The organism is Xanthobacter sp. BG11Y11_SDJG, from assembly GCF_057364445.1.
The window spans coordinates 1-6,854 of record NZ_JBNFNU010000227.1 but is presented as its reverse complement, the minus strand read 5'-3'; the positions used below and the strand labels follow the sequence as shown (position 1 = coordinate 6,854).

6 protein-coding genes and 1 pseudogene are annotated in these 6,854 nt (G+C 68.7%); 3 read left to right on the top strand and 4 right to left on the bottom strand.

Annotation, left to right across the window (positions count from 1 at the left end):
• Positions 1 to 231: 231 nt before the first annotated feature.
• Together AC2W7M_RS16740 and AC2W7M_RS16735 are read right to left on the bottom strand one after the other, a co-directional pair.
• Positions 232 to 1,125, bottom strand: a complete 894-nt coding sequence (locus AC2W7M_RS16740) for a sigma-70 family RNA polymerase sigma factor (RefSeq protein WP_486133421.1) — start codon at positions 1,123 to 1,125, stop codon at positions 232 to 234.
• Positions 1,115 to 1,579 carry a carboxymuconolactone decarboxylase family protein gene (locus tag AC2W7M_RS16735; RefSeq protein ID WP_486133419.1) on the bottom strand — a complete coding sequence of 155 codons (465 nt, stop codon included), beginning with the start codon at positions 1,577 to 1,579 and terminating at the stop codon, positions 1,115 to 1,117. The genes AC2W7M_RS16740 and AC2W7M_RS16735 overlap by 11 nt, the downstream gene beginning before the upstream one ends.
• A 318-nt stretch (positions 1,580 to 1,897) precedes the next feature.
• Here AC2W7M_RS16735 and AC2W7M_RS16730 point away from each other — a divergent pair, with 318 nt between their 5' ends.
• The gene (locus AC2W7M_RS16730; RefSeq protein ID WP_486133417.1) at positions 1,898 to 3,667 is read left to right on the top strand and encodes a sulfatase family protein; all 1,770 of its coding nucleotides are present in this window, start codon (positions 1,898 to 1,900) and stop codon (positions 3,665 to 3,667) included.
• Positions 3,668 to 3,786: 119 nt separating this feature from the next.
• On the opposite strand, the gene AC2W7M_RS16725 is transcribed toward AC2W7M_RS16730, so the two are convergent.
• Entirely contained in the window at positions 3,787 to 5,013 is a 1,227-nt protein-coding gene (locus tag AC2W7M_RS16725) for an alpha/beta hydrolase (RefSeq protein ID WP_486133415.1), read from the bottom strand.
• A 138-nt stretch (positions 5,014 to 5,151) separates the two neighbouring features.
• Positions 5,152 to 5,817: a protein-L-isoaspartate(D-aspartate) O-methyltransferase gene (locus tag AC2W7M_RS16720; RefSeq protein ID WP_486133413.1), complete on the bottom strand. Its 666-nt coding sequence runs from the start codon at positions 5,815 to 5,817 to the stop codon at positions 5,152 to 5,154.
• A 258-nt stretch (positions 5,818 to 6,075) separates the two neighbouring features.
• Between AC2W7M_RS16720 and AC2W7M_RS16715 the strand changes: the two genes are divergently transcribed.
• Together AC2W7M_RS16715 and AC2W7M_RS16710 are read left to right on the top strand one after the other, a co-directional pair.
• Entirely contained in the window at positions 6,076 to 6,276 is a 201-nt protein-coding gene (locus AC2W7M_RS16715; RefSeq protein ID WP_486133411.1) for a hypothetical protein, read from the top strand.
• Positions 6,273 to 6,854, top strand: a pseudogene (locus AC2W7M_RS16710) (ATP-dependent DNA helicase RecG); the annotation flags it as partial. The gene AC2W7M_RS16715 and the pseudogene AC2W7M_RS16710, both read left to right, overlap by 4 nt.

Sequence of the window (6,854 nt, the reverse complement as noted above, 5' to 3'; positions counted from 1 at the left end):
CCACTGCTGCGCCGCGGCGCTGCCGGTCAGCGCCCCGACGGCGGAGGCCGGCGCGGCCGCGAGCAGCAGGGATTTCAGAAGACGGCGGCGGGAAATCATGGGCGGCCCCTGTGCGGCGATGCGTGTCAGAACGCGACCCCGGTGAATCGCGTCGTCGGCGCACTCTATCATCGCCCGCGCGCGACGTGTGCGGTGGGACCCGGCGACAACGCCGGCAGGACCGCGCCGCCCTCAGGCTTCGCGCGGCGTGTCCGCCGCCACCATGTGCGCCACCCGCGCCAGCTTGTCGGGGTTGCGGGTGACGTAGATGGCGACGATCCGTCCCGCCTCCAGCTCAAGGGCCGTGGTCTGCAGCACGCCGTGGCGCTCCCGGCTGACATATCCCGGCAGCCCGTCGATGACCGCCGCGCGCACGAACTGCGCCGGCGCGTGCGCGCGCTTGCGGTGGAGCCCGACGAACAGGCGCAGCACGCGCGCGAGGCCCTGGATGGGATTGAGGAAGGCGGTGACCTTCCCGCCCCCGTCCGCCTTCAGCACCACGTCTTCGGCCAGCATGGCGCGCAGCGCCGCGACATCGCCGGACGTGGAAGCGGCGAAGAACGCCTGTGCGATGCGCGCGCCCTCCGCCTTGTCCACCGGATAGCGCGGCGCGGCGGACCGCACGTGCGCCCGCGCCCGCACCGCCAGCTGGCGCACGCTCGCCGGCTGGCGGTCGAGCGTCGACGCCACCTCGTCCAGCGGCACCGCGAACACGTCGTGCAGCAGGAAGGCGGCCCGCTCCAGCGGCGAGAGACGCTCCAGCGCGAGCATCAGCGTCAGCGTGATCTCGTCGGCGCGCAGGGCCTCGTCCTCCGGCTCGATCACCGGCTCGGGGAGCCAGCTGCCCACATAGGTCTCGCGGCGCGCCTTGGCGGACTTCATCACGTCGAGGCACAGGCGCGTCACGGTGCGGCGAAGCCAGGCCTTCGGCTCGCGCACCTCGTCCCGCTCGGCACGGCTCCAGCGCAGCCAGGCGTCCTGGACCACGTCCTCCGCCTCGGCCATGGAGCCGAGCATGCGGTAAGCGAGGCGCACCAGACCGGGCCGGTGCGCCTCGAACGCTTGAGCGGCCGCGTCAGGCGGCATGGGCCGTATCGACCGGATGGGCGGCCCTGAGGCCCACCTGCAGCCGGTTCCAGACATTGATGGCGCCGATGGCCAGGGTCAGGCGCACCACCTCGCTCTCCGTGAAGGCTGCGTGGACCAGGGCGAAATCCTCGTCCGGCGCACCGGTTTGCGCAAGGCGGGTGAGCGCCTCGGTCCAGGCCAGCGCGGCGCGCTCGCGCTCGGAATAGAGGCTCGATTCACGCCAGGCGTCGAGCATGTAGAGCCGCATCTCGCTCTCGCCGTGCTTGCGCAGGTCGGTGGCGTGCATGTGGATGCAGAAGGCGCAGCCGTTGATCTGCGAGGCGCGCAGCTTCACCAGCTCAAGCAAGATGTGGTCGAGGCCGCTGGCGGCAAGGGTCGCCTCCACGCCCATCATGGCCTTGATGGTCTCGGGAGCGAGCGAATACGGGTTGGCGATGCGCGGCGTGGTCATGACGGTCTCCATCCTCGTGGGATAACGCGGACAAGACGAAGCGGCAGCCGCCCGTGTGACATGGGCTGCGCATTTTTCCCGGAGCGACGCCGCAATGCGCTTCCCCTTCCGGTCTCGCGGGCGCCCTGAAAGACTCCGGAACACGCGCAAGCGACCCGTCGGGATGCAACGCGGACGACGCAGGAACGCCATCACGCAGCGCTACGATGCGGGCCGTCCGCAGGAGCGCTGCAGGATTGCGACAGGAAGTAATTCCAGTCTAGTTTAAGATGCAGCGAAAATTGGGGGGCGCTTATGCCAAAGAAGCCCGAGTCGACGGTGGAGCCTACCCGTCGTGACCTGATTTCGTCGGGTGCGGCACTCTTCGGTGCCAGCCTGCTGCCGAAGGCGGCGCAGGCGGACGCCAGCGTAACGCACTCGCCCATCAAGGCGCCGGACGCGCCGCCCGGCGGCTACAACATCCTCTTTATTCTGGTTGATCAGGAACACTTCTTCGAGGATTGGCCGTTCCCGGTGCCAGGCCGCGAATGGATCAAGAAGAACGGCATCACCTTCACCAACCATCAGGGCGCAGCCTGCGTCTGCTCGCCCGCGCGCTCGACCCTCTATACCGGCCTGCACATCCCCCACACCGGCATCTTCGACAACGCCAACTCCCTCTGGCAGGCGGCGATGTCGACCGATGTGAAGACCATCGGGCATCGCATGGCCCAGATCGGCTATCACGCCGCCTACCAGGGCAAATGGCACCTTTCGGCCAATCTGGATCAGGTGGACGCGGCGATCGAGGCGCCGTTTCTGGAATATCGCAAGATCATTGAAAGCTACGGGTTCGACGACTTCTTCGGGGTTGGCGACATCAATGACACCACGCTCGGCGGCTACAATTACGACGACACGACCACCGCGTTCGTGACGCGCTGGTTCCGCACCAAGGCCCAGGACCTCGCCCAGGCGGGCAAACCCTGGTTCCTGGCGGTGAATTTCGTCAATCCGCACGACGTGATGTTCATCAATTCCGACCTGCCGCGCCAGACGGTGCAAGGCAAGAAGACGGCGATGCCCATCGCCCGCGCGCCCGCCAATGATCTTTACAAGGCGACCTGGGACGAGGTGCCCCTGCCCACCACGCGGACCCAGGCGTGGACCGCGCCCGGGCGGCCGAAGGCGCACCACATCTACCAGCAGGTGATGGACGTGCTGGTCGGCCCCTGGCCGAACGAGGACCGCCGCTGGCGGGTGCTGCAGAACTACTATTTCAACTGCATCCGCGATTGCGACCTACAGGTCTCCCGCGTGCTGGACTCGCTCAAGGCCAACGGGTTCGCCGAGAACACCATCGTCGTCTTCACCGCCGACCACGGCGAACTGGGCGGCCACCACCAGATGCGCGGCAAGGGCAATTGCACCTACCGCCAGCAGGTCCATCTGCCGCTGATGGTGGTGCACCCGGCCTATCCGGGCGGGATCACCTGCAACGCGGTGACCTCGCAGGTGGACCTGGTGCCCACTCTTCTGGCCCTGACCGGCGCGAGCCCGGACACGTTGAACAAGGTCGGCGCGGGACTGGCCGGTCGCGACTTCTCTCCCCTCATGAGCAACCCGAAGGCGGCCGATGCCACCTCGCTCCGGCCCGGAGCGTTGTTCTGCTACGACATGCTGACGTTCCAGGACGCGAAATGGGCGACGCAATTCGACGTCTATATGGACGACAAGAAGGTCCCGCTCGCCGGGAAGCTGGTGGAATTGCAGAAGCATGACCCCGATTTCGGCAATCGCTGCAGCATCCGCAGCGTGTTCGACGGGCGCTATCGGTTCAGCCGGTATTTCTCGCCGGTCGGCTTCAACACCCCGACGACCTTTGAAAGCCTGCTCGCGAACAACGACCTCGAACTCTACGATCTCCAAAGCGATCCCGACGAGACCGTGAACCTCGCCGCGGATCCCAAGGCCAATGGCGAGCTGATCCTTGCCATGAACGCCAAGCTCAACGGACGGATCGCCGCGGAGGTGGGCGTCGACGACGGCAGCTTCCTGCCGATCCGCAACGGGAAATGGCATTTCCCGCCGGCAAGCGAACGGGGCTAGCGCAAGCCCCGATCAGCTTGCACCGCAAGCTGATCGAGTCGCGTGTCTCTGCCAATGATTTGGCGCCCGATCCGATCCGCGGGACACAGGAACGCGGGGCGCCTGCCGCCCCGCATCGCTCATTGGCCCGGCGCGGTCGTCGCCACGGAGCGGCCGGAACTGGCGGCATCGGCGGCGACGTTGCCGAGGTTCTCCATGTGCCGGCCGTAATTCTCGCGGGTGTTCGGGTCCACCACCGCCACCGGCGCGGCGATCACCAGGCCGGCCGCCTGTCCCACCGTGGAGGCGGCGTTGGTGGTGAATTCGACGATGTGCTCGCCCACCCCGACCCGGCTGTCGGTCATGGTCTGCCCCTGGGCGAGCCGCGCGCCGATGGCCTGCACCACCTGCGGGCTTGACGCGAACTTGCCGTGGGCGAGCGGGTCGTCGGTCTTCAGCTTGGTCAGGTCGAGCACGTTGATCTTGTAGCGCTCGAACTCCGTGCGGTAGGGCTCGACCTCGGGATTGACCTGGCCGATGCGCGGCACGTCGCCCCACACCCGCTTCGACACCGCCAGCGCCTTGTCGTCCTGCGACACGAACAGGGTGAATTGCGGCCGCGGCTCGCCCAGCTCGCGCATGATCGTGTGGAAGACATCCACGTCCACGTCCGGCGCGGCGAGCATCACATATTTGATCTTGGGCAGGATGCGGCCGTTGCGGATCGCCATCTGCCGGAGCGCCTCCAGCGTCACCACGTTGCCCATGGAATGCGCCAGGATGGAGATCTCCCCCACCTTCGGGTCCTTTGCCATGAAGGTGAGCATGCGCTCCAGGCTGTCGCGGGAATAGGAGGTGCTCTCCCGGTCGTAGCCGTAAGCGAGGATCGAGCCGCGCGAGGGCCAGGTGAACAGCACCGGCGTCACGTCCGCGCCGGAATCGTGCACGATTTGGGCGAAGCGGAACACCGCATCGTCGAAGCGCTGGTTGAAGCCGTGCACGAACACCAGCGCCTGCCGGCCGGGCGTCTTCTGGATGCGATCGTTGAACCAGGAGACGGCCTGCGCCTGGGTCAGTTCCTCGAGCTTGGTGGTGACGAAGTCGGTCGCCGGATTGCCGGGCACGGTGCGGGGCCACTGCACGTCGCCCACCTTGCGCGCGCCATCCGGCGGCAGCGAGACCGTGACCTCGGCATAAGAGGGATGCCAGCCGCGCTCGCCGGAGAAGATGTCCGGCGTGTCCACGCGCTTGCGCACCGTGGCGACCACCATGTTCACGCGGCCGGTGCCGGGCACCGTGTCGGGGACCGGAATGAGGACGCCCGAGGGCCGGCCGGCGCAGCCGGCGGCCAGGCCGGTGATCAGCACGCATGCGAGAAGAGACCGCCAACGGCGCACGACGCGTACCTTCCACTCCGGACCGGGACCAGCGGCCGGTGGATAGTCGAGCGCCGTCACCTTGCCAAGAGCCCAGCCTACCCGGGCACCGGCGAACCGAAAGTTGTGTCAGAGTGTGGCCGCCGCGCCAGGAACGAGCGGTACGAACCGCGCCTTCATGAACTCGGTGCGGGTGCGCCCCGCCTGCTCTTTCACATAGCGCACCAGCGACTGGGGCTCGTCCGGCGCGCCGACCGGCATGACGATGACGCCGCCGAGCTTGAGCTGGTCCACCAGGGCCATGGGAATGTCCGGCGCCGAGGCTGTGACCATGATGCGGTCGAACGGCGCGCGGGCCGGCATGCCCAGCATGCCGTCGCCCACATAAGCGGTGACGTTCTTGAGCCCCAACACCTCGAACCGGGTCTGCGCCTCCGAAACCAGCGAGCGATAGCGGTCGACCGTCACCACCCGGGCCGCCAGGTGCGCCAGCACCGCCGCCTGGTAGCCCGAGCCGGTGCCCACCTCCAGCACCGTGTGGTCGGCGGTCACGGAGAGGGCCTCGGTCATGGCCGCCACCAGGCTCGGCTGCGACATGGTCTGGCCGCAGGCGATGGGCAGCGCCACGTCGTCATAGGCATGGCGGCGCAGCCCCGGATCGACGAACAGCGGCCGCGGCACCAGTTCGAGCGCGCGCAGCACCGCCACATCGCGTAGGCCGCGTTGGCGCAGGCCCAGGATGAAGGCCATCCGCTCGGCCCTCTCGCCGTCCGCGACCTCTCCCTCCGGCTCCATGTGATTCATCGTCTTTGCTCATACGCACGAACTACCGGCTGAAAACATAACAGATTTGCCCCCGGTTCAAGTTCCACTGGAAGTTTGGTGTAGCGTGATTTCCGCCGACATGGCGCAACGCTTCGGGCAGCCTCTTGGGCGGAGGGGACCGCCGCACCCGAACACTCCAGGCGTCCTCGGGCGTCCCCAGGCGTCCCTGGACGTCCTTCCGGCCAAGAGCTTGCGTCCGCGGCCCGGCTCGGCCACCCTCCCGGCGCCATGCGCCCGGCTGCCCTCGATCCCCTGTTCGCGCCGCTCACCAGCCTCGACGGCATCGGTCCGAAGACCGTCCGTCCGTTCGCGCGCCTGCTCGGCCGGGAGACCCCGCGGGTGGTGGACCTGCTGTTCCACATGCCCTCCGGCTTCGTGGACCGGCGCGCCCCGGCCCACCATGCCGAGGCGCGCGAGGTGAGGACGTGACGCTGGAGGTGCGCGTCGACGGCCACCAGGCGCCCCCCGCCGGCAGCCGCGCGCCGCATCGCACGTTCGTCTCGGATGCCACCGGCGACATGGTGGTGGTGCATTTCAAGGCCGATGCCGCGCGCATGGCCCACATGCTGCCCGAGGGCGCGACCCGCTGGCTGTGCGGGCGGATCGAGCGCTATGACGGCCTGCGCCAGATGGTGCATCCCGACCGGGTGCTGGATGCCGCCGGCCTCGCCCGCCTGCCGCCGGTGGAACAGGTCTATCCGCTGGTGGAGGGCCTGCATGCCGGCCACCTGCGCCGCGCCATGGCGTCGGCGCTGGGCCGGGTGCCGGACCTTGCCGAATGGCTGCCCCACGCCGCGCCGGGCAGCGGCCTGCCCTCGTTCCGGGAGGCGCTGGAGCGCCTGCACCGCCCGCCGACGCCCACGGATGCGCAGCCGACCGGCATGCCCTGGCGGCGCCTCGCCCTCGACGAGCTTCTGGCGCACCAGATGAGCCTCGCGCTCGCCCGCGCCGCGACATCAAGGCGGGCGGCGCGCCACGACCGGCGACGGGCGGATCGCGGCACGCCT

Bases quoted from the DNA above. Each gene is read 5' to 3' on its own strand.
- AC2W7M_RS16740 (WP_486133421.1), bottom strand. From the start codon at position 1,125: ATGCCGCCTGACGCGGCCGCTCAAGCGTTCGAGGCGCACCGGCCCGGT.
- AC2W7M_RS16735 (WP_486133419.1), bottom strand. From the start codon at position 1,579: ATGACCACGCCGCGCATCGCCAACCCGTATTCGCTCGCTCCCGAGACC.
- AC2W7M_RS16715 (WP_486133411.1), top strand. From the start codon at position 6,076: ATGCGCCCGGCTGCCCTCGATCCCCTGTTCGCGCCGCTCACCAGCCTC.
- AC2W7M_RS16720 (WP_486133413.1), bottom strand. From the start codon at position 5,817: ATGGAGCCGGAGGGAGAGGTCGCGGACGGCGAGAGGGCCGAGCGGATG.